We start from the raw sequence: 20,192 nt of genomic DNA on the forward strand, positions 1-20,192 counted from the left end.
GCTGATCTTGTTTGGGAGTGACGATATGTTCCATCGCCTCAAATTGGTGACCGTCGGGATCGCAGCGCTTGCTGTATCCGGCGTTGCCCATGCGAATGAAGTTTCCGCCGAGATCGAGCTCGGGTCGACCGTGATCGGCGCCTGCAGCCTGGGATCGCCCAACGTCACCGAGATCAACCTCGGCGATCTGTCGGGTCCTGACGGCCTCCTCGCTGCGTCGCTTAAGGTGCCAACGACGGTCGGTACCGCAGTGATCGCCGACGCCTGGTGCAACACCTCGCACCGGCTGACGATCGAGGGGCAGCCGATGACGCTTGAGACCGCGAAGCCTTATGCCCAGCCCGCCTACATGACCCGTCACATCACTTTTGATGCGAAGCTCGTCGGATGGGCGGCACCCGTCGGCTTTCGCCCGCGCAGTGGAAGCGACCAGGCATTCCTGGAATGGCCCGAAGCGCGCGCAGCGCCTGCCGCGGGGCTGCGGCTCGATATCTCGAAACTTGAGACGCTGACCGCAGCGCGGGCCGAACAGCCCAATCTGATGCTCGAAGCCGGCAGCTATCGCGGCCGCGTCACCGTCACTTTGGCGACGAACTGAGATGTCGGCTCGTCCTCACCTTTCCGCATGCCATGGGGGAACCTCCGTCATGAAATCCATTTTGATCCTCGGCGTCGCTGCACTGGCGACGCTTGCAACACCGGCGGCGGCGCAGGACAGCGCTTCGGTCGATGTCATCGGCACCGCCGAAGCCTTCTGCAGCCTGCCCAGCACCTGGCAGTTCGCGTCTTCGACGAACAATGTCAGCGCGTCGCAGTTCAGCGGCAACACCTGGACGATCCCCTCCGCGCTGGTGGCTGACAGCGCCGGCAATGCGGTTCAGTCGACCGCCGAGGTCGCGATCCGCGTCCGCGGTCAGGCGGCGTGCAACACCACGCACACGATCACGGTGACCAGCTCGAACGGCGGACTGGCCCATGATGCCTCGTCGGGAAGCCCGCCCGCTGGCTTCGTGCGGATGCGCCGGATGACCTACAACGCCAATTGGCGCGACCAGAGCTGGGGCGTTCTGAACTTCGTGCCGTCGGCGCCCGGCGATAGCCGGACCTACGATCATGGTTCGCGCGTTCCGCCCGGCGTGCGCGACTTCGACGTCCGCATGGGCTTGCTGCGCGACCCCACCAACGCCCCGATGCTTGCTGGCACCTACACCGATCAGCTGACCATCACCATTTCCGTGGCGGGGTGACGGCATTCAGCCATGTCAGTGGCACGATTGATACCGAAGTGAATTGGGGGGCAGGCGTCGTGGTTTCGACGCCTGCCAAATTTCGTGTTGCCGGCAAGGCGGCACTTTTGGGGGCAAGATGCTTAAGTTGAAGTCGTTGTTCGTTGCCGCCGCGTTTGCGGCCATTCTCGGTTTGTTTTCCGCCGCCGCACAGGCGGCGATGACGGTTCAGCCGGTCATCCTCGACTTGCAGATGTCCGGGCGTCAGATGGGCGGGCAAATCCGGGTGGAAAACACGGGTACCAACCCGCTTCCGGTCGAAATCCGGTTGGTCGAGGCCGACTTGCTGCCCGACACCGTCAAGGCATCCGATCGCCTGACCGACGACCTCGTCGCCTTTCCCGCGCAGGCCATCATCCCCCCCGGCGCGACCCAGTCGTTCCGCATCCAATATGTCGGCGACCCCGAGGTCGATCGCAGTCGCCATTATTATGCGGAGGTTTCGCAATTGCCGGTCGAAGTCCCCGGCGGCCAGTCGACGATCCAGGTGCTCTATAATTTCCAGGCGATGATCAATGTCTCTTCGATCGTCGCGGGGGACCCCAAGCTGACGATCGAAAGCGCGGAAATCGTGCGCCCGGTCGCGGATGCTCCGGCACGGATCGCCTTTACCGTGCATAATACCGGCAAGAATTACGGCTATATCAGCAGCGGGTCGCTCACCCTGATCCAGCGCGATGCCGGTGGCAAAGAGCTTTTCCGCCGGTCGCTCAACAGCAGCGACGTGCAGCAGATGATCGGTTTCGGCCTCGTCGGCCCCGAAACCAGCCGCAAGTTCGTGGCGCCGATCGATCTTGAAAACCCGGAAGGCACTGCGGAAGTGCTGACGTCCGGCCGGTCGCGTTGATTCCATCGTGCGAGGGGGCGTTCGGCGATCTTATCGATGGGGGGCATGCCCCTGGGCTGTTGCCGCGGCACTGGCTTTCACGCTTCCGGTCGACGCGGCGGAGGTGCGGGACGCTTCGCGCGCGCCGCTGAATCCGGATCCGCGCTCGGCCCCGATTGTTCCTTGGGACCACGGCAAGGCCATTTTTCCGCCGGCGACACGATCGTGCGAGCCGCTGTCGCTGAGGATCTGTGTCCCGCGGATGCCTGTCGTGCGCGCGGGCGAGGAGGCGTCGTTGCCGCCGCCACCCGCGACCCAGGGCGTATCATTGCCCTTCGGCTCGGTCTCGGCCGCTGCGATGCAGGCGACCGACGAAGTCCGCCTGAACAGCACCGGGCGGACCATGACGATCGTCGTTCCGGTCAAGGACGGCTCCAATTATGTCGGTGACATCGAAGTCCAGATCACCTCCGATGACACGATCCTGATTTCGGTCGACCGGCTTGTCGAACTGCTCACGCCGCGGCTCGACACGGCCCGGCTCAGCGAATTGCGGGCAACACCGTCGGATCAGGGCTTCGCGCCGCTTTCGCTGTTCGAGCAACGCGGCGTCCCGCTCCTGTTCGACAAACGAACCCTCGAACTGACGCTCAGCATCGCGACCGCCGACCGGGCGTTGCGCACGATCGGCCTCAGCGACCTCGATCCCGCCAAGATCGGCGAGTTTGCGGCGCCGGAGAAATTCTCCGCCTATGTCAATATTCGCGGATCGCTGGATTATGTCCACAAGGGCGGCCAGACCGGCCTCGGCGATCCCTTCCTGTTGTTCGACAGCGCCACGCGCATCGGCAAGTTCGTCGTCGAGTCCGAAGGCGAATATAACGGCCAGCGAAGCAGTTTCCGCCGGACCGGATCGCGGGTCGTCTACGACGATTCCGACCGTCTTGCGCGGTGGACCGCGGGCGACCTGCTTTCGGAAAGCCGGGGCTTTCAGGGCGCCGTCGACATCGCCGGTATCGGCATCGCGCGCAGCTATGCCTTGCTCGACCCGCAACGCAACGTCGCGCCGCGCGGCGGCCGCACCTTTTCGCTCGAACGCGATGCGACGGTCGAGGCGATCGTCAACGGTCGCACGGTGCGGACGCTCCGCTTGCAGCCGGGCACCTATAATGTCAGCGACTTCCCCTTCGCGCAGGGTGGCAACGACGTCGAACTGGTGATCGTCGACGACACCGGGCGCCGCGACGTGATCGCCTTCACGACCTTCATCGAACGCAGCCAGCTCGCGCAGGGATTGTCCGAATATAACCTCAACATCGGCGTGCTCACCGCCCGGACCGACGGACTCGATTACAGCAACGATCTCGCGGTCTCCGGCTTCTACCGCCGCGGTCTCAGCGACAATCTGACCCTCGGCGGCAATTTCCAATATGCCAACAAGGCGTATCTCGTCGGCGGCGAAGCGGTGCTGGGCACCGACTGGGGCACGATCGGCGGCGACGTCGCCTACAGCTATATTCCGTCGACCGGCAGCGGCTGGGCGGCCAATTTCTCGATCGAGCGCGTGACCCAGGCCGCCAACGGCGGCTCCTCGCTCATCGCCACCTTTGAAACGCGAAGCCGGCGGTTCGGCGCCGTGGGGCAATTGGCCGCCGACAATCCGTACAGCTTCAACGCCACGGTCAGCTTCAACCGCTCGCTCGGCCGCGCGTCGTTCCTGGGGGCGCAGGCCCGCTATTCCAAAGGGCGCGGCGCCTTTGCCGACGAACGCTCCATTCGCCTGAGCGCGGGGCACCGGATCGACCTGTCGACCAACGTCGTCATCGACGGCGAATGGAGCCGCGGCGCGCGCGGCGACGACAAGAGCGTCCGGGTTTCGCTGGTCCGGCGTTTCGGCGCCCGCACCTCGGCGCGCGCCGAATATGACAGCCGCGACGACCGCGTCCGGCTGGGGATGCAGAGTTCCGGCGGCTATGGCGTCGGGGCGTGGAGCGGCGTCGCCAACGTCGATGTCGCGTCGGACACCTACAGCGTCAACGCGAGCGGCAATTATGTCGCGAACCGCGCCGATGTCGGCCTCGCCCACACCGCGGCCTATTCGCAGCAGAGCAACAGCATCGTCGATCAGCGCACGTCGCTGCGCGTCGCGTCGTCGATTGCGTTCGCCGGCGGATCCTTCGCGGTCGGGCGTCCGATCAGCGACAGCTTCGCCATTATGCGCCCGTATAAGGGCGGCAAGGGCCTGTCGATCGAGGTCGAGCCGTCGCAGGGCAGCTATCAGGCGCGCTCGGGGACGTTCGGCCCCGCGCTCTATGGGCAGGTCGGTTCCTATTCGCCGCGCACGCTGACCTATGATGTCCCCAATGCGACGGCCGGCCTCGACCTCGGGACCGGATCGATCCGCATGTATGCGCCCTACAGGTCGGGATATGTCGTCGCCGTGGGATCGGATTACAATGTGATGGCGATCGGCCGACTGACCCTCGGCGGCGAACCGCTGGCGCTCAAGGTCGGACAGGCGATCGAAATCGGCGGAGAGCAGCGCCGGGTCGAACTGTTCACCAACCGGCAGGGCCGTTTTGGAATCAGCGGGCTGCGGCCCGGTCGCTGGCGGATCGAAATGAACGATAGCCCGCCGATCATATATGAACTGGATATACCGGAAACCGATTCCGGCATCGTGCGCATCGGCGATGTCAATCCAGCGGATGAAAGGTGAACGGCGTGAAAAACTTCGCGATGGCCCTTGCGGTCGCTCTTCCTCTGGCCGCATTCGGCACCACCGCCGCCGCGCAATGCGTGACGGTCGATCCGGTAATCATAGCCGACGTCCGCGTCGATCCGCTCGACGCGACGGGCGCGGCGCAGGTCATGCAGCCGGTCACGATGATGTTTCGCCGGGTCGGGGTCGGCAACGCGCCGATCACCGTGGCGTACCAGATCGTCGACGAAGATTCGTCGGTCCGGTCGCGCGTCGGTGTGACGGGCGGGCCGCAGCTGGAATGGCGGAGCGACGATTCGGGCCGCAATATCGGCGCGACCCGCAACGAAGCCTATGCGCTGTTGCGGTCGGGATCGGTCACGCTCGGCGCCGACGACAACAGCCAGCAGGCGACGCTGCGGCTGTTCCTGACCAACCTGCGCGAAGATCTGCCGGCGGGTGTCTATCGCGAACAGTACACGATCCGCTATTGGTGCGCCGACCGCGATAGCTCGATACCCGAGGAAATCCCGGGCATCGTGACCGTCACGGTCCAGGTACCCAATGTATTGAGCGCGAATGTCGCGGGCGCATCGACCCAGGGCGAAATCGATTTTCTCGATTTTTCGACGCTGACGCGGTCGCTGTCGGTCTCGGTCCGCAGCACCGGGCGCTTTGCCGTCACCGCGCGCAGCGTCAACGGCAGCGTGATGCTACGCGAAGGCGCCGCCGGCACCGACAAGGCCGACCGGATTCCCTATGTGGTGCGTTTTGGCGGTCGCGCGCTGGCGCTCGATACCGGGGCGGGCTTCACCAATCCGCGCGCCGGACTCGCCGGCCAGCAGATTCCGCTCGAGGTCGTCGTCGACGATGTGTCGTCGAAACGCGCCGGAGCCTATAGCGATACGCTGATCCTGACGCTCGCGCCGGTGACCTGATGACGGTCACCCGCTCAACGCGTCAATATTTGACTTCCATCCGCAGGCCGAGGCGGTTGATCGTTGCCGGATCGTCGCCGAGGTCGAGCGCCAGTTGGCGGAAATGAAAGCCCGCATGGTCGGAATCGGACAGTACCGTTTCACCGGTCGCCGAAAGCGGGATCCGATCGGAATCGCTGATGACCGCCGCCTCGGGCATGTCGACCGGATGCTGGAGGATGACGCGATAGCCGCGCGGCGAGTTGCACAGCTCCTGCGACATGCCCAGGTTGACGACACCATCGTTCGACACGCCGCCCAGCGTCGGCAGCAACTCGACGTTGCAATACACCGGAACATGCGCGCGCAGGTAAATAGTCTTGCTGACGCTCCCCACAGTCGGGGTCGACGAAAGCGCGACGACGGCAAGCATCGTGGCCCCGGCAATTCGATTCTTTCGCAACATTGGCGTTCTCAACTCCTGTTCGACACCGGGGGTCTAATGCGAAATAGTTAAGAAGGGATTGGAAGCAGGCCGATCGGGCCGGGGCGACAGGGTGTTGCGCGACGGCGGATGGCGATTCGGGTCGGCAGAGATCGTCATGACCGCCGCCATTCTGCGTCGTCGGGGCCATCGCCGATGGAATTCGTTGCCGAAGGTGGGGCAGGGCGCGATGCGGCGAATTCGCGCGGCACCACCCCAAATTAATTTAGGGTCATTCGAAAATAAAACTTACTTTTTGCAAAAACATACAAAAATAATATAGAATTAATCATGGGGCTTGGGTGTGGTGGGAAGTAAATTTTTCCGGTTGGACCTGATCGGATCGTTTCGATTGGCGCGACCAGATGGGGCGCGCGTGCCGATTGCCGCGAAACGATCGCGCATCCTGCTCGCGATGCTGGCGACGTCCCGTTCGGGCGAGCGCTCGCGCCGCTGGTTGCAGGAGCGCATCTGGGGCAGCCGCGAGCGCGCCAACTCGCAAGCCAGCCTTCGCCGCGAGCTTTCGAACCTGCGATCGCTGGTCAATTCCGGCGATCATCCCTTGTTGATTATCGGTTACGAAACCGTCGCGCTCGATCTGACGCAGATCCTCGTCGACGTCCGCGACCCCGCCCGGGTCGCTGAATCGCGCGACGAATTTCTCGAAGGGATCGACATCGCCTGGGAAGAAGGATTCGAGGACTGGCTCCGTGAGGAACGGCAGGCCATCGACTCGGCGCGCGAGGCCGCCGGCGACCTCTTTGTCGGCGATCGGCCCTCCGCGTTGTCCGACGACGATGGCCTGCAGGCCGATGGACGCCCCGCGATCAGCATCCTGGTCCATGATCATGACCTCCCCGAAGGCCAGGCCGCGGTCGTCGAGGAGCTGGTCGGTCATTTGGCCGAGAGCATCGCGGGCCTGCGCTGGTTGCCCCTTGTCGGAGCGCCGGCGGCGAACCAGCGCCTGTCCGGGCGGGGCAGCCTGGTTCGCGCGGCCAGAACGCAGGGGGTGGCGTATCTTTTGAGCTGCCAACCGGGGCCGGGCGAGGCGATTTTGATCAGTTTGTGCGAGGCGGCTTCGGGCCGCGTGATCTGGTCGAGCCGTCACGATCTCAACCAGAACGGGCAGGGCGGCGATATCAAGCGCGTCGCGATCGATGCCATCGCCGCGGTTTCGTCGCGTATCGAGGCCGATCAGGCGGAACGGTTGCAGGATCGCCCGATCGAGGATCTCAATCCCGATGAACTTTTGTGGCGCGCCCGCTGGCACAAGCGCCGCCTCACGCGTGCCGATGCGGAACTGACCGCCGATCTGCTGGACCTCGCGGCGACGGCGCGACCGGGAACGGTGGACCTCATAATCGAGCAGGCCGAAGCGGAGGCCTCTCGTATCTGGGCGACCGCATCGGTGCCGGGATCTTTCGACGATCTCCGCGCTCGGGTCGCGCTCGCGCGCGACATCGATCCTTATGACGCGCGGGCGTGGCTGCTGCTGGGGGTCATCGACATGTGGCAGGGCCAGCATGACAGTGCCGCGGCCCTGATGCACGAGGCGATTGCGCTGAATCCCAGCTTTTCGCCCGCCTACGCCCAGTTGGGCACTTGCTATATCTTGTCCGGCGAACCCGAGGACGGAATCCGCACGATCCATACGGCCTTGCGCCTGACCCCCCAGGACAACAAGAATTTTCATCGCTTCGGGCAACTGGCGCTCGCCAATATCATGCTCGAAAACTACGACGAAGCGGTCAACAGCGCCAACTTCGCACTGGCCCGGCGTCCGGGATATTCGTTCGGCCATGTCTATGGGGCCGCGGCGCTTTGGATGAACGGCGATCATGAAGAGGCCGAGCGTGCCGCGGCGAAGCTGTTGAGCAGCAGGCCGGACTATGACCTCGAATTGTTGAAGGCTATTCCGTTCAAGGACCCTATCTGGAACGGCAGACTTTACGGCGCGATGTCGCAGCTGTTCGATCGATGCCGTTCGCCGGAACGCACAACGGGGAATTGACGCCCCGGTCTGACGACCGACTGTTGTTACGGGCCTCGGCGCACGGGGACAAGCGCCGCGATTGACTCGGCCCGCAAATGCGGCATCATCTTGTCGTCCGGGCGCGCTTTGTCGCGCCGAGTCCAACAAACATTCCGGGTCGGCCTAGAGGTTGAAGATGGGACGGCAGGCGATGGCCTGTCTGGACGCCGGTCGGCCATGCCAGACGCTGTTGCCTCAAATATGGGGATTCAGCAGCATGAGCATTTCGCAGGATATGGCCTGGTTCAAGGGCAATTTCGGTACGCGCGTCCTGGAGGCGGTCCGCGGCACGCCGTTCACGCTCGATCTGATCGCGGCGATCGCCTATCAGGAAACGGGCAAGGAAATCTGGGGTCCACTGTCGCGGCGTGGCCTGCCGGTCGAGCAGATATTGAAACTCTGCACCGGCGACACGCTCGATTTCCCCAAGCGCGAAAGCGCCTGGCCGAAAAATCGCGCCGAACTGGAGGCGCATCCCAAGGGCGCGCAGATGTTCGCGATCGCCAGATCCGCTCTGGCCGCGATGGCGGCCAAAATCTCTGCGTACCAGCCGGTTCTCACCAACCAGAATAAATTCTGCCATGGTTACGGTATCTTCCAGTACGACATTCAATTTTTCCGCAACGTCGATCCCGACTATTTCCTCAACCGCGATTATGAGGTGTTCGAAAAGTCGCTCGGCAAATGCCTCTCCGAATTGAAGGCGAAAAAGACGAAGATCGGACTCGACGGCAGGCCGGTGCTGACCGACGCCGAGCTATGCGCGGTCGCGATCGCCTATAACACCGGCGGCTATAATTCGGCGAAAGGGCTGCAACAGGGGCACTTCGTCAAGCTCGCCGACGGCAGCAAGAAATATTACGGCCAGTTCATCGCCGAATATATCAAGGCGGCGCGTGCGGTCGTCTTTTCGCCGCCGGTCATCACGCCGCCGACGCCGGTGCCGCCGCCGTCCCCCGTCACCGCGACGGGCAAGACCTACCGCGTCGAAACCCTGTCCGACCCGCTGGCGCTGCGTCGGACCGCCGCGAAGCCGGGCGCCGGGCAGCCCGACAATCGTTTCGCCGCTCTGCCGCGTCATTCGCTGGTCCGCGCGATCAGCGACGTGCCGGTGAACGGCTTCCTCGAAGTCGAGGCGAGCATCCAGGGCGCATTGAAGCGTGGTTTCGCCTCGGCGTCGTTGTTGAAGGCCGTCGCGACTCCTGCGGTGGTCGCGCCCCCGCCACCCGCGCCGCCCGTCGCGGCGCCGGTGGCGCTTCCCTCGCGTCCGGCGACCGCATCGGGTTCGGTGCTTCCCGAGGTTCATCTCAAGCGGAAGGTGGGGGCGGTCACCAAACGCACCGACCCGCCCAATCAGGGCGGCGCCTATCCGCTAAGCGAGGCGAACATGCCGACGCGGGGCACCGGGTCGGCGGCCGCGCGCTGCGCCAATATCGCCGCGATCATCGCCTATCTCGACAGCGAGAATCCGGTGCATCTGCGCTACAAGCCCGCCGGGCCGACCTATTGCAACCTTTATGCCCATGATTTCTGCACCCTCGCCGGCGCCTATTTGCCGCGGGTGTGGTGGACGTCGAAGGCGATCGAACGGCTGCGCACCGGCGAAAAGGTCGAGCCCGCCTATCTCGCGACGGTCGACGAGATGCGCGCCAACGCGCTCTACCGCTGGCTCACCGACTATGGCTCCGACTATGGCTGGCGCCAGACGGGCACCCTCACCAAGCTGCAGGATGTCGCCAATGCGGGCGGGCTCGGTATCATCTGCGGCCGCAACACGGTCGAGGGAAAGTCGGGGCATATCGTGATGGTGGTGCCTGAAACCGCCACACAAAAGGCGAAGCGCAATGCCGCGGGCGAGGTCACCTCGCCGCTGCAGAGTCAGGCCGGACGCGTCAACTTCCGCTACGGGACGTCGCGCCCCGACTGGTGGCTCGGCGTCGACTTCGCGGCGAGCGGCTTTTGGGTGCACGATTAGCGCGCGGCGTCTCGCGCATCCTTCGCCCCCAACGAAAAAAGGCGGCCTTCCCTAAGGAAGACCGCCTCTTTCGGTTCAGTCATGCCCCGAGGGGCTGTGACTTACTTCTTGGCTTCTTCAGCCGGAGCAGCAGCCTTGGCGTCCGCAGCCGGGGCAGCGGCGGCGTCAGCAGCCGGAGCAGCAGCAGCGTCAGCAGCCGGAGCAGCGGCAGCAGCTTCGGCGCCAGCAGCAGCAGCGTCGGCACCGGCAGCAGCGGCGTCGGCACCAGCTTCAGCGGTCGCGTCTGCGGCCGGAGCTTCGGTGGTGGCGGGCTCTTCAGCAGCCTTTTCACCGCAAGCGGCGAGGGCGAACATGCTGGCAGCAACGGCGATAGCAGCAAACTTCTTCATGATGTGTGGCTCCCTAAAATGCCTTTACGCGATGGGGAACTTTCCCGTCCCGCGAGCGGCGGGATTTAGCCGTTCCGTACCAATCGTCAACAAAAATAATTGAGTTGAAACCGGCGCGGCCGAAATCCTACTGTTTTAGTTGAGTATCATGGCAGTTCGGCGTCGCTGCTGTCCGCGAGAATCGCCAGAGTCGTCGTCCACGCCACGACATTCTGCCGCAGTTGCGCCGGGTCGATCTTGTCGAGCGTGTCGTCGGGGGTGTGGTGCAGGTCGAAATAGCGGGTCCCGTCCTGCTGCAGGTCGATCGTCGGCACGCCAGCCTTGACCAGCGCGCCGATATCGGCGCCGCCGCCCGCCGGATCCTTGCCGCGTACGATGCCCAAACCCGCCAGCTCGGCGGAGATCCGGTCCTCGACTCCCTTGGCGCTCGCCGGCAGCTTGAAATCGACGCGCCAGACACGGTCGGCGCCGAAATCGGATTCGAGCGCGACAGCGTGCTTCTCGGTGCCGTGCTTGTCGAAATAGGCCTTGCCGCCGAACACCCCGACCTCCTCCGCGCCTGCCCACAATATGCGGATCGTGCGGCGCGGCTGGCCTGCACTCATCACATGCTTCGCGGCGGCGGTGATGATGCCACAGCCCGCCGCATCGTCGATCGCCCCGGTGCCGAGGTCCCAGCTGTCCAGGTGGCAGGCGATAATGACGGGCGAGGCGGCGGGATCGCTGCCCGGCACTTCGGCGATGACGTTGCCCGAATGCTGCTCGCCGACCTGCTTCGGGGTCAGCAGCAATTTCATCCGCACCGCCTCTGGGGTGTAGCCCATCTCATTCTCATTGGTGCGCATCGCTTGCGCGCGCTTCCACTGGCGCACCAGCTGGTCGGCGTCGGGGTTCGACAGCGCCCCAGCGGGGATCGGCTTCACGCCGGCCTCGAAATTGGTACCGCCGGTGTGCGGGGTGCGGTGATTGTCGGTCCCGATCGAACGGATAACCACCGCGATTGCGCCCTTCTTCGACGCGGCATTGGCGCCGATGAAGCGGCCGCGGCCGTATTGGCCGTAACCGCTGCCATCCTGCGCGCGCTCCATCTGATGGTCGATGAAGACGATCTTGCCCCGCACCTGCGTGTCGGGCGCGGCTGCGAGGGCGTCGTAGCTCGGGAAATAGGCGATATCGCCCTCGACCCCCTTCGGCCCCGTCGAGGCGCTGTTGCCGAGTGCGGTGATCGCCAGCTTCTGCGGTTGGAACGGTCCGATCAGCGACGCCTCCTCGTCGCCGCGCACCCAGGTCGGCATCAGAAACTGTTCCTCGCGGACATTTGCAAAGCCCATCGCCTGTAACCGCGCGACCGCCCAGCGCCGCGCCGCCGATTCGGCCTCGGTGCCCGCCAGCCGCGGCCCGATCTCCGTCGTCAGGTCCTCGGTGATCGACCAGGCAAGGTTGTCGCCGCGCTCGGCGAGTTGGGCCGCAGTGGGGGGCGGGGGTGGCGGGATGGCGGCGGCACCCCCAGCGACGAGCGCGGCGGACGCAAGGGCGAGGATGCGAAGGCTGTTTGTCATGGCGTCGTCCTAGCTCTGCGCCGCCATCGGCGGCAAGCGTCGATTGCCAAGCGGGCGCCCATTCGCTAACCGGCGCGCAACATCTCTCCCGGTCGCCCGCGCGGCCGCGCCACATACCGGAGCATATCCCATGGCCGCTCAATATAGTTTCGTGATGAAGGGTCTGAACAAGACCTATCCCGGCGCGCAAAAGCCGACGCTCAAGGATCTGAGCCTGCAATTCTATCCCGATGCCAAGATCGGCATCGTCGGCCCGAACGGCACCGGTAAATCGACGCTGATGAAGATCATGGCGGGGATCGACACCGAATTCACCGGCGAAGCCTGGGCCGGCGACGGCATCACCGTCGGCTATCTGGCGCAGGAGCCGCAGCTCGACCCGACCAAGACGGTCAAGGAAAATGTCATGGACGGCGTCCGCGGCGTCGCCGACATGATGGACCGCTTCAACGAGATCAGCACGCTGCTCGGCGATCCGCCCGCCGACGCCGATTTCGACGCGTTGATGGAGGAAATGGGGACGCTGCAGGAAAAGATCGACGCGGTCGACGGCTGGACGCTCGACAACCAGCTCGAAATCGCGATGGAAGCGCTCCGCTGCCCGCCGGGCGACGCAAGCGTCGAAAACCTCTCGGGCGGTGAAAAGCGCCGCATCGCGCTCACCCGCCTGCTGCTCGAAAAGCCCTCGATCCTCCTGCTCGACGAACCGACCAACCATCTCGACGCCGAAAGCGTCGCCTGGCTCGAAAAGCATCTCGTCGACTATCCGGGCAACGTCATCCTCGTCACCCACGATCGCTACTTCCTCGACAATGTCGTCAACTGGATCCTCGAACTCGATCGTGGCCGCTATTTCGTCTACGAGGGCAACTACTCCACCTACCTCGAAAAGAAGGGCAAGCGCCTCGAGCAGGAAGCACGCGAGGATCAGGGCCGCCAGAAGGCGATCAAGGACGAGCTCGAGTGGATCCGCCAGTCGCCCAAAGCCCGCCAGGCCAAATCGAAGGCGCGTATCAAAAGCTTCGACCAGCTCGTCGAGGCGCAGGAAAAGCGCATTCCTGGCAAGGCGCAGATCGTCATCCAGGTGCCTCAGCGCCTCGGCGGCAAGGTGATCGAGGTCGAGAACATCTCGAAGGCCTATGGCGACAAATTGCTCTTCGAAGACCTGTCCTTCTCGCTGCCGCCCGGCGGCATCGTCGGGGTCATCGGCCCGAACGGCGCGGGCAAGTCGACGCTGTTCAAGCTGATCACCGGGCAGGAAACCCCCGACAATGGCAAGGTGACGATCGGCGACACCGTCCATCTCGGCTTCGTCGACCAGAGCCGCGACGATTTGAAGCCCGACAATAATGTCTGGCAGGAAATCTCGGGCGGCGCCGAAATGATGAACATCGGCAAGCACGAGATGCAGACGCGTGCTTATGTCGGCGCCTTCAACTTCAAGGGCGTCGACCAGCAGAAGAAGGTCGGCCAGCTCTCGGGCGGCGAACGCAACCGCGTCCATATGGCCAAGATGCTGAAACAGGGCGGCAACGTGTTGCTGCTCGACGAACCGACCAACGATCTCGACACCGAAACCCTCGCCGCGCTCGAAGAAGCGCTCGAGAATTTCGCCGGTTGCGCCGTGGTCATCAGCCACGACCGCTTCTTCCTCGATCGCCTCGCGACCCACATCCTCGCGTTCGAGGGTGACAGCCATGTCGAATGGTTCGAAGGCAATTTCGAATCCTATGAAGAAGACAAGATCCGCCGCCTCGGCGACGATGCGACGCGCCCGCACGCGACGTCGTACAAGAAGCTGACGCGCTGACCGGTATGAGCGGGGAGGGGGAGCAGCCTATTTCATCGAGCGCGATCCGTTTGGACGCCGACGCGCTCAACGCCTTCATGGCACAGGCCTTCCCGCATTCGGCGCCGGGATCGCGCGGCCATGTGGTGTCCGCCGCGCCCGGCCATATCCAGGCGCGCATGGACCCGAATGACAAGGCGCTGCGCCCCGGCGGGCTGATCTCGGGCCCGACCCAGATGGGGTTCGCCGACATGGCCGCCTATGCGCTCGTCCTCGCGCATATCGGCCCGGTCGCGATGGCGGTGACGAGCGGGCTCAACTACCAGTTCCTGCGCCCCTGCCGCCCGGGCCCGCTGTTCGCCGACGCGCATATGCTGCGGCTGGGCAAGCGGCTCGCGGTGATGGACGTGCGGATCTGGACCGACGATATCGACAAGCCCGTCGGGCAGGCGAATGTGACCTACGCGATTCCCTAAATATCGCCATTGCGAGCGAAGCGAAGCAATCCAGAGCGGCTTTTCACCACCCTGGATTGCCGCGTCGCTTCGCTCCTCGCAATGACGAGCGTGTGTTTCAATATTCCAGCGCCGGATACCAGTCGGTCCCGCGTCCGTGCGGGGTCAAATCCAGCACATTCCACAGCGACGCGATATCGGGCGCGTCGCGCGGGTCCTGCCCCGGATCGGCCATGTCGCGGGTCATCTCGCTCTTCCAGAACAGCCGCACGCCCGCGCCATTCTTCTTATAGACCACCAGCGCCGGGTTTTCCGTCCCGTCCTTGTTCAGCAAATGATAGTCGCGCGCATAGTCGTCGCCGACCGTCTGGACGAAGTCGAGCGCCTGCCAGCCGCGTTCCTGTGCGAACGCCTTCTGCCGCTCGACCGGGCTGCGCCCCACGATCTTCAGCGCGACGCGCTGCTTGATGTCGGCCGCGTTGCCGTTCACCGACCCCAGCCAGTTGGTGCACATCGGGCAGGGGCGTTCGCGGTCGGGACCGTACATCCAGAAATAGGTCACCAGCGTGTCATGCTCGCCGAACAGCTCGGCGAGCCCGAGGTCGGCGCCATTGGCGTCCTTGAATCGGTAATCCGGCCCGATCAGCGGCCCGGGCGGCAGCGCGCGCCGTTGTTCGGCGACGCGCGTTATCTTGCGGCGAAGGTCGATTTCCTCGGCCAGCAGCGATTTGCGGGCCTTTGCATAATCATCGTCCTCGCCGGGAAAGGGGCGCCGCCGCGACGCGAGCGCCGGTGCGGCCAATAAATGTTGGCGAAGGGCCATAGTGTCTCCCTGTTTGCGACTGTCATCGCTCTGCCAGCCTGCCGGGAAAGCGCAAAATCGGCTGCCCGCAGATGCGGGCCGCCTTGACCGGGAAACGCCCGATAATGGCGACGAGTTGCCGCGCGATCGGAAAATTACGCCGGCGGTACTTCCCACAGGATCAGCTTGGTCGCGTTCACATTCTCGCGCGCCTGCGTCGCGTCGAGCCGGGTCAGCTTCACGCCGCCCTTCAGCGCTCCCATTTCGATCATCGCGTCGATCACGACCACGCCGCCCGCGCCGACATCGACTTCGATATCGGCGGGCCGCGCCAGCTTCGCCTTGGCGGTCGCGACGTGGATCACATATTGGCCCGGTTCGACATCGGCCATCAGCATCTGGCCCGACTTGATCTGCCCCTGCGCGGCGCCCATCGTCACATTCATCCCCTGCAGCGCGGCGACGAAGCCGCGGCGGGTGACATAGATGCGCGCCTTGCCGTCGGGCGCGCGCATCTGCCGGGCGTCGGCAAGCGCCGCCGGATCGGCCTTGGCGCCGCTCTTGTTGCTCGACAGCGCCCAGATGCAGAAGACCACCACCCCGATCAGGAACAGTGGAGCGAGGATGAGCATCGTGCCTTCGCCGACCAGGCTGCCGATCGACGGCCCCATCAGCGCTCCGACAATGGCTGCCACGAAAATGATCGTCAGCCACATCGCATTCTTGCTCATGTCCGTCTCCCCTGTCAGGCGGGTGCAAAATCTCCCGTCGCGTCGTCCATCACGTGCAGCACCCCGTCGCTGATCGCGAAAAAGGCGCCGCGCAGTTTCAGGCTTCCGCGCTTTTCCTTCTCCTCGATACAGGGGAAAGTGCGCAGATTGGCTATGCTCACGCGCACAGCCGCCATTTCCATCGCGCGACCCGCCTCGCGATTGTCGAAATCGGGATAGTCGGCGCGAACCGCCGCACTCGCATCGTCGAGCATCGCGATCCAGTCGGCGATGAAACCGCCGCGCCCCGGCTCGGCGCCGTCCATCGTCCGGTGCAGCGATGCATGGCAGCCACCGCACAGGCCGTGGCCCATCACGACGATTTCCTCGACCTTCAGGAACTGTACCGCGAATTCGAGCGCGGCGGAGACGCCGTGACGCCCGGGCGTCGTCTCGAACGGCGGCACCAGCGCCGCGACGTTGCGCACGACGAAGATTTCGCCCGGGTTGGTATCGAAAATCTGCGACGGTTCGGATCGGCTGTCGGAGCAAGCGATGATCATCACCTTGGGCGATTGGCCCTCGGCCAGTTGTTCCCAGCGTTCGCGCTGTTCCTGCCAGCCGCCGTTACGGAAACGCCGGTAGCCATCGATCATATCTGCAAAGCGAGTCATGCGCGCGCCTTAGCACAACAAGTGAGGTTGAGAAGAGCGGCGCGCGCGACTATGTGGGCGGCATGACCGCTCCCGTGCCCCAGCCCGCCCCGCAGCGCCAACGCAAGCCCGACTGGATTCGTGTCAAGGCGCCGACCAGCCCCGGCTATGCCGAAACGCGCAAGCTGATGCGCGAACTCAACCTGCACACCGTGTGCGAGGAAGCGGCGTGCCCGAACATCGGCGAATGCTGGACCAAGAAGCATGCGACGGTGATGATCCTCGGCGACACCTGCACCCGCGCCTGCGCCTTTTGCAACGTCAAGACCGGCATGCCGCGCGCGGTCGACCCGTTCGAACCCGAACATACCGCGATCGCCGCGGCGAAGATGGGGCTCAGCCACATCGTCATCACCTCGGTCGACCGGGACGATTTGCCCGACGGCGGCGCGAGCCAGTTCGTCAAGGTGATCGAAGCGCTGCGCCGCGAAACCCCGACGACGACGATCGAAATCCTGACCCCCGATTTCCGCAACAAGCCCGAAAGCGCGATCGCGGCGATCGTCGATGCGCGCCCCGACGTCTATAACCACAATCTCGAAACCGTCCCGCGGCTCTATCCGACGATCCGCCCCGGCGCGCGCTATTATGCCTCGCTGCGCCTGCTCGAAAGCGTCAAGCGCCGCGACCCGTCGATCTTCACCAAGTCGGGGATCATGATGGGGCTCGGCGAGGAGCGGATGGAGGTCCACCAGGTGATGGACGACATGCGCAGCGCCGACATCGATTTCATGACGATGGGCCAATATCTGCAACCGACCCCGCGCCACGCCAAGGTCATCGACTTCGTTACCCCGCAGGCCTTCGACGCCTATGCGCAGATCGCCCGCGCCAAGGGTTTCCTGCAGGTCGCGGCGTCGCCGCTGACCCGCTCGTCCTACCACGCCGGCGACGATTTCGAGGTCATGCGCGCGGCGCGCGAGGCCAAGCTCGCCCGCGCCGCGGCGGACTGACCACCGACTTGCCGAGGCATCAGGAAAGCCGCGTCCTGCCGTACAGCGCCGAACAGATGTTCGCGCTCGTCGCGGATATCGAACATTATCCCGACTTCCTGCCCTGGGTCGTCGCGCTGCGTATCCGCAGCGATAGCGAGCAGGAGGCGGTCGCCGACATGATCGTCGGCTTCAAGGGGCTGCGCGAAAGCTTCTCGTGCCGCGTCCACAAGGAGCGGCCGACCAAGGTTTCGGTCAGCTATATCGACGGCCCGATGCGCCACCTCACCAACGAATGGCATTTCACCGCGCTCGAAGAGGGCGGCTGCCGCGTCGACTTCATGGTCGACTTCGCCTTCCGCAACCGCATGTTCGAGGCGCTGGCCGGCCAGATGTTCGACAAGGCGCTGCGCAAGATGATCGCGGCGTTCGAGACGCGGGCGGGGGAGTTGTACGGGGTAGCGGCATAGCAAGGCTTTCCGACGGAGGCCCCACACTCCATCGTCAACCCGGACTCGATCCGGGGTCCATGACTTCGAGGCTGCGGTGGATCCCGGATCAAGTCCGGGATGACGAGCGGGCTAGCCGCGCGATTGCGGCCACCAAATCCTCCCTGTGCCGCAGGCATGGGGAGGGGGACCGCCCGAAGGGTGGTGGAGGGGCGGCGGCCTTGCCCGCCTCACGACGTCGGCCCCTCCGTCAGCGCTTCGCGCTGCCACCTCCCCATCGCTGCGCGACAGGGAGAAATTTACGTCCAGCCTCTCCCATTTCTGGATGCTTGCCGCTGGGTGTGGGATTGGCTGCTAGCGACCAGTTGCGGACATTTTGCGTTTTTCCAAAATCGCGTGAGGAGACTGCGATGCCCAACGTGGAAGTTTACGAGACGGACGAGTTGACGCCTCTCTTCGAAGGCGATTTCGCGTTCCTACCTCACCTTGGCGAAACCATTTCGAAGGATATGGGCGGATATTTCAACTACTACGACGTGGTCGAGATTTGGCATCGCGAGGAAGGTGAGACCGGCGTCTTTCGCGCCTGCGTCCGCGTGAAAATTGATGACTGAGGAATGACCGCAAAGCACCTCGTTTCGGTCGATCACCGCCGATCCGGATGCGATGGCGGCTAGCGACAAATTGCGATCATTCCGATTTATGAATAGCCGTTTGCGGCTTTGCGCTTAGCTGCAGCGGCGGACATCAAGATGCGTTCGACGATGGCGTCAAACTCTTCCCTGCCAATCGGATCGAGAGAATCGTAGCTGGAGACGCTTTCCGGCCACCAGCCGTGCTCTTCTCCGGACAAATGTAGCTGCCGTGCGGCTGCCTCTACCTCTTCATCGGTTGGCCGATCACTATCTGTAAATCGAGATGAAGACATGCCCGAAGCCTACCAAACCTTATGTCCGCTTCCCACCCCAAAGCAGACAAAAGCCGCTCTCCCCCGGTTCAAGCCGGCAGCGCAATATCCTCCGACGGCCCTAGCGTATCCTTCTCGGGCAACAGCAGGTCGAGCGCGAACAAGGTCGCCGCGTGGCGGATCCCCGCACGGTCGCCGCCTTCGAACTGCACCCGCTGGGTGAAATAATCGTCGGGGTCCTGCCCGCGCAGCCCGCGCGCGAAGACGACCAGGCCCACCGGCTTCTTTTCCGACCCGCCGCCGGGACCCGCGATCCCGGTGATCGCGACCGCGACATCGGCATCGCTGTTCGCCAGCGCGCCCGCCACCATCGCCCAGGCGGTCGCCAGCGACACCTCGCCGAACGTCTCCAATATCTCGCTGCTCACGTCGAGCTGCGCCTGTTTCGCCGCGCCCGAATAAGTGATGAAGCCCGCCGAAAACACGTCCGAGCTGCCCGCGATGTCGGTCAGCGCCGCGCACACCATGCCGCCGGTGCAGCTCTCGGCGACCGCGACCCTGCGCCCGGCGGCGCGGTTGTCGGTCAGCACGCGCGTCGCCAGTTCGCCGCGTGCGGCCTCGCGACTGCTGGGGACGGCCGATGTATCAGTCATGGGAAAACCTTTGTGGCGCCCGGCTTGCCGGGCGGTTCAGAGCGATATTCGCCTAATTGGCGTTGTACAGGGCGCGCGGACAGCTTGCCACGCCTTTGCCACCGCGCGACACCGCTGCAAACGTCGCTGCGACGAACGCCACCATCTGGTCGGCACTCAGCGGCGCCAGCGTTTCGCTGATGTCGTTGACGTCGGCGCATTCGCCCGGCTTGAGTTCGATGCCGAGCGTTTCAACGAAGCCGGTGTCGATCGTTGCCCGCAATTCATCGTCGGACATGTCGAACATCGCTGCCCCATCCTCCGGATTCTTGCCGCTTCCGATCTTGATGAAGCCCGCCCGGGCCAGCGGCCAGACCGCATCGGCGTTGCCGCGCAGTTCGGCGACGCGGGTGTCCAATCCGGTCAGCAGATAGCTGCCCGCGGGAAGGTGCGGGCGGCATGTCTCGACAACGCCGTCGATCACCTGCGGCAGGAAATAGGCGACAAGGCCGTTCATTTCGGCCTCGGTGAGGCAGGGTTTCGTCGCCGCCTGCGCCGATGGCCCCGCCAACGCCGCCGCGCCGGCTGCTACGCTCAAAACAATCCGCTTCATGAATCCCCCATCGTCTTTCGC

At 64.5% G+C, this 20,192-nt stretch carries 21 protein-coding genes; 12 read left to right on the plus strand and 9 right to left on the minus strand.

Annotation, left to right across the window (positions count from 1 at the left end; all coding sequences use genetic code 11):
* Nucleotides 1–25 precede the first annotated feature (25 nt).
* The 5 genes from AC07U1_RS21170 to AC07U1_RS21190 all read left to right on the plus strand — a co-directional run bounded on the left by AC07U1_RS21170 (nucleotide 26) and on the right by AC07U1_RS21190 (nucleotide 5,751).
* Nucleotides 26–598, plus strand: coding sequence for a hypothetical protein (locus AC07U1_RS21170; RefSeq protein WP_156377819.1), 573 nt, complete (start codon nucleotides 26–28; stop codon nucleotides 596–598).
* Between the two features lie 49 nt (nucleotides 599–647).
* Nucleotides 648–1,247: a hypothetical protein gene (locus AC07U1_RS21175; protein ID WP_056351356.1), complete on the plus strand. Its 600-nt coding sequence runs from the start codon at nucleotides 648–650 to the stop codon at nucleotides 1,245–1,247.
* Between the two features lie 118 nt (nucleotides 1,248–1,365).
* Nucleotides 1,366–2,133, plus strand: coding sequence for a fimbrial biogenesis chaperone (locus AC07U1_RS21180; RefSeq protein ID WP_156377820.1), 768 nt, complete (start codon nucleotides 1,366–1,368; stop codon nucleotides 2,131–2,133).
* Between the two features lie 241 nt (nucleotides 2,134–2,374).
* Entirely contained in the window at nucleotides 2,375–4,831 is a 2,457-nt protein-coding gene (locus tag AC07U1_RS21185; protein WP_495177618.1) for a fimbria/pilus outer membrane usher protein, read from the plus strand.
* 5 nt (nucleotides 4,832–4,836) lie between these two features.
* On the plus strand, nucleotides 4,837–5,751 hold the full coding sequence (locus AC07U1_RS21190; RefSeq protein ID WP_492739589.1) for a hypothetical protein: 915 nt from the start codon (nucleotides 4,837–4,839) through the stop codon (nucleotides 5,749–5,751).
* 22 nt (nucleotides 5,752–5,773) lie between these two features.
* Here the strand turns inward: AC07U1_RS21190 and AC07U1_RS21195 are convergent, their stop codons facing one another.
* On the minus strand, nucleotides 5,774–6,163 hold the full coding sequence (locus AC07U1_RS21195) for a hypothetical protein (RefSeq protein ID WP_495197795.1): 390 nt from the start codon (nucleotides 6,161–6,163) through the stop codon (nucleotides 5,774–5,776).
* A 379-nt stretch (nucleotides 6,164–6,542) separates the two neighbouring features.
* Here AC07U1_RS21195 and AC07U1_RS21200 point away from each other — a divergent pair, with 379 nt between their 5' ends.
* Both AC07U1_RS21200 and AC07U1_RS21205 read left to right on the plus strand, forming a co-directional pair.
* Nucleotides 6,543–8,225 carry an AfsR/SARP family transcriptional regulator gene (locus tag AC07U1_RS21200; RefSeq protein ID WP_495177617.1) on the plus strand — a complete coding sequence of 561 codons (1,683 nt, stop codon included), beginning with the start codon at nucleotides 6,543–6,545 and terminating at the stop codon, nucleotides 8,223–8,225.
* A 238-nt stretch (nucleotides 8,226–8,463) separates the two neighbouring features.
* Nucleotides 8,464–10,221, plus strand: a complete 1,758-nt coding sequence (locus tag AC07U1_RS21205) for a hypothetical protein (RefSeq protein ID WP_495177616.1) — start codon at nucleotides 8,464–8,466, stop codon at nucleotides 10,219–10,221.
* A 79-nt stretch (nucleotides 10,222–10,300) separates the two neighbouring features.
* Here the strand turns inward: AC07U1_RS21205 and AC07U1_RS21210 are convergent, their stop codons facing one another.
* Nucleotides 10,301–10,552, minus strand: coding sequence for a hypothetical protein (locus AC07U1_RS21210; RefSeq protein WP_492742842.1), 252 nt, complete (start codon nucleotides 10,550–10,552; stop codon nucleotides 10,301–10,303).
* Nucleotides 10,553–10,756: 204 nt separating this feature from the next.
* Complete coding sequence (locus AC07U1_RS21215; RefSeq protein WP_495177615.1) at nucleotides 10,757–12,169, minus strand: M28 family peptidase; 1,413 nt, start codon at nucleotides 12,167–12,169, stop codon at nucleotides 10,757–10,759.
* Between the two features lie 130 nt (nucleotides 12,170–12,299).
* Here AC07U1_RS21215 and ettA point away from each other — a divergent pair, with 130 nt between their 5' ends.
* Both ettA and AC07U1_RS21225 read left to right on the plus strand, forming a co-directional pair.
* Nucleotides 12,300–13,979 (plus strand): energy-dependent translational throttle protein EttA, encoded by a 1,680-nt coding sequence (gene ettA / locus AC07U1_RS21220; protein WP_056351379.1) that lies wholly within the window; start codon nucleotides 12,300–12,302, stop codon nucleotides 13,977–13,979.
* A 50-nt stretch (nucleotides 13,980–14,029) separates the two neighbouring features.
* Nucleotides 14,030–14,434, plus strand: coding sequence for a PaaI family thioesterase (locus AC07U1_RS21225; protein WP_495177614.1), 405 nt, complete (start codon nucleotides 14,030–14,032; stop codon nucleotides 14,432–14,434).
* Nucleotides 14,435–14,531: 97 nt separating this feature from the next.
* Here AC07U1_RS21225 and AC07U1_RS21230 read toward each other — a convergent pair whose 3' ends face one another.
* The 3 genes from AC07U1_RS21230 to AC07U1_RS21240 all read right to left on the minus strand — a co-directional run bounded on the left by AC07U1_RS21230 (nucleotide 14,532) and on the right by AC07U1_RS21240 (nucleotide 16,599).
* Entirely contained in the window at nucleotides 14,532–15,236 is a 705-nt protein-coding gene (locus AC07U1_RS21230) for a DUF899 family protein (protein ID WP_495177613.1), read from the minus strand.
* Between the two features lie 134 nt (nucleotides 15,237–15,370).
* On the minus strand, nucleotides 15,371–15,946 hold the full coding sequence (locus AC07U1_RS21235) for a hypothetical protein (protein WP_495177612.1): 576 nt from the start codon (nucleotides 15,944–15,946) through the stop codon (nucleotides 15,371–15,373).
* 14 nt (nucleotides 15,947–15,960) lie between these two features.
* Entirely contained in the window at nucleotides 15,961–16,599 is a 639-nt protein-coding gene (locus tag AC07U1_RS21240; protein WP_495177611.1) for a carbonic anhydrase, read from the minus strand.
* A 62-nt stretch (nucleotides 16,600–16,661) separates the two neighbouring features.
* On the opposite strand from AC07U1_RS21240, the gene lipA reads away from it, so the two are divergent.
* The 3 genes from lipA (at nucleotide 16,662) to AC07U1_RS21255 (ending at nucleotide 18,633) form a co-directional block, all read left to right on the plus strand.
* Nucleotides 16,662–17,591: a lipoyl synthase gene (gene lipA, locus AC07U1_RS21245; RefSeq protein ID WP_492739598.1), complete on the plus strand. Its 930-nt coding sequence runs from the start codon at nucleotides 16,662–16,664 to the stop codon at nucleotides 17,589–17,591.
* An 8-nt stretch (nucleotides 17,592–17,599) separates the two neighbouring features.
* On the plus strand, nucleotides 17,600–18,040 hold the full coding sequence (locus AC07U1_RS21250; RefSeq protein ID WP_495177610.1) for a type II toxin-antitoxin system RatA family toxin: 441 nt from the start codon (nucleotides 17,600–17,602) through the stop codon (nucleotides 18,038–18,040).
* Between the two features lie 389 nt (nucleotides 18,041–18,429).
* Entirely contained in the window at nucleotides 18,430–18,633 is a 204-nt protein-coding gene (locus AC07U1_RS21255) for a hypothetical protein (protein WP_495177609.1), read from the plus strand.
* Between the two features lie 86 nt (nucleotides 18,634–18,719).
* Here the strand turns inward: AC07U1_RS21255 and AC07U1_RS21260 are convergent, their stop codons facing one another.
* From AC07U1_RS21260 to AC07U1_RS21270, 3 genes are all read right to left on the minus strand, one after another.
* Nucleotides 18,720–18,947 (minus strand): hypothetical protein, encoded by a 228-nt coding sequence (locus AC07U1_RS21260; protein ID WP_495197796.1) that lies wholly within the window; start codon nucleotides 18,945–18,947, stop codon nucleotides 18,720–18,722.
* Nucleotides 18,948–19,015: 68 nt separating this feature from the next.
* The gene (locus AC07U1_RS21265; protein WP_187140179.1) at nucleotides 19,016–19,579 is read right to left on the minus strand and encodes a CinA family protein; all 564 of its coding nucleotides are present in this window, start codon (nucleotides 19,577–19,579) and stop codon (nucleotides 19,016–19,018) included.
* A gap of 52 nt (nucleotides 19,580–19,631) precedes the next feature.
* Nucleotides 19,632–20,171, minus strand: a complete 540-nt coding sequence (locus tag AC07U1_RS21270) for a hypothetical protein (protein ID WP_495197797.1) — start codon at nucleotides 20,169–20,171, stop codon at nucleotides 19,632–19,634.
* Between the last annotated feature and the right edge of the window lie 21 nt (nucleotides 20,172–20,192).

This window comes from Sphingopyxis sp. GW821-FHT02C12 (assembly GCF_059421785.1).

Bases quoted from the DNA above. Each gene is read 5' to 3' on its own strand.
- AC07U1_RS21170 (WP_156377819.1), top strand. From the start codon at position 26: ATGTTCCATCGCCTCAAATTGGTGACCGTCGGGATCGCAGCGCTTGCT.
- AC07U1_RS21175 (WP_056351356.1), top strand. From the start codon at position 648: ATGAAATCCATTTTGATCCTCGGCGTCGCTGCACTGGCGACGCTTGCA.
- AC07U1_RS21180 (WP_156377820.1), top strand. From the start codon at position 1,366: ATGCTTAAGTTGAAGTCGTTGTTCGTTGCCGCCGCGTTTGCGGCCATT.
- AC07U1_RS21185 (WP_495177618.1), top strand. From the start codon at position 2,375: ATGCCTGTCGTGCGCGCGGGCGAGGAGGCGTCGTTGCCGCCGCCACCC.
- AC07U1_RS21195 (WP_495197795.1), bottom strand. From the start codon at position 6,163: ATGCTTGCCGTCGTCGCGCTTTCGTCGACCCCGACTGTGGGGAGCGTC.
- AC07U1_RS21205 (WP_495177616.1), top strand. From the start codon at position 8,464: ATGAGCATTTCGCAGGATATGGCCTGGTTCAAGGGCAATTTCGGTACG.
- AC07U1_RS21215 (WP_495177615.1), bottom strand. From the start codon at position 12,169: ATGACAAACAGCCTTCGCATCCTCGCCCTTGCGTCCGCCGCGCTCGTC.
- ettA (WP_056351379.1), top strand. From the start codon at position 12,300: ATGGCCGCTCAATATAGTTTCGTGATGAAGGGTCTGAACAAGACCTAT.
- AC07U1_RS21230 (WP_495177613.1), bottom strand. From the start codon at position 15,236: ATGGCCCTTCGCCAACATTTATTGGCCGCACCGGCGCTCGCGTCGCGG.
- AC07U1_RS21235 (WP_495177612.1), bottom strand. From the start codon at position 15,946: ATGAGCAAGAATGCGATGTGGCTGACGATCATTTTCGTGGCAGCCATT.
- AC07U1_RS21240 (WP_495177611.1), bottom strand. From the start codon at position 16,599: ATGACTCGCTTTGCAGATATGATCGATGGCTACCGGCGTTTCCGTAAC.
- lipA (WP_492739598.1), top strand. From the start codon at position 16,662: ATGACCGCTCCCGTGCCCCAGCCCGCCCCGCAGCGCCAACGCAAGCCC.
- AC07U1_RS21255 (WP_495177609.1), top strand. From the start codon at position 18,430: ATGCCCAACGTGGAAGTTTACGAGACGGACGAGTTGACGCCTCTCTTC.
- AC07U1_RS21260 (WP_495197796.1), bottom strand. From the start codon at position 18,947: ATGTCTTCATCTCGATTTACAGATAGTGATCGGCCAACCGATGAAGAG.
- AC07U1_RS21265 (WP_187140179.1), bottom strand. From the start codon at position 19,579: ATGACTGATACATCGGCCGTCCCCAGCAGTCGCGAGGCCGCACGCGGC.
- AC07U1_RS21270 (WP_495197797.1), bottom strand. From the start codon at position 20,171: ATGAAGCGGATTGTTTTGAGCGTAGCAGCCGGCGCGGCGGCGTTGGCG.